The organism is Caulobacter sp. 602-1 (assembly GCF_003931565.1).
GTDB lineage: Bacteria > Pseudomonadota > Alphaproteobacteria > Caulobacterales > Caulobacteraceae > Caulobacter.
In genome coordinates this window covers 1-284 of sequence record NZ_RRYI01000160.1, presented here as the reverse complement: position 1 = coordinate 284, position 284 = coordinate 1, and the positions used below count along the sequence as shown (strand labels likewise).

1 protein-coding gene is annotated in these 284 nt (G+C 59.2%); it reads right to left on the bottom strand.

Annotation, left to right across the window (positions count from 1 at the left end):
* Positions 1-284: hypothetical protein (locus EIK80_RS25710; RefSeq protein WP_148099152.1), on the bottom strand; the 284-nt coding region annotated here is incomplete at both ends.

Below are 284 nucleotides of genomic sequence, written 5' to 3'. Positions count from 1 at the left end.
AAACAGAGAATCCTCGTCAACATATACCCGCTGCTCTCGCAGCACATTGACGAATGCCGTATTCAACTTCACACGGCCGGTGAACTGCACAGTGGCGGCGGATTCTTCCTTGGGCACCGTGACGTTGACCGGATACAGCAGCACGGGCAGTGCATTGCCCTTCCACGTGGCCACACCGACCACCAACGAAAGCTCGGCCACTCCGGACACACGTCGCTTGGCGGTCTGGTCATCCATAACCCGAGACAAGTGCCGTTCCGCCGCCTTCAACACCCCGGCATCAC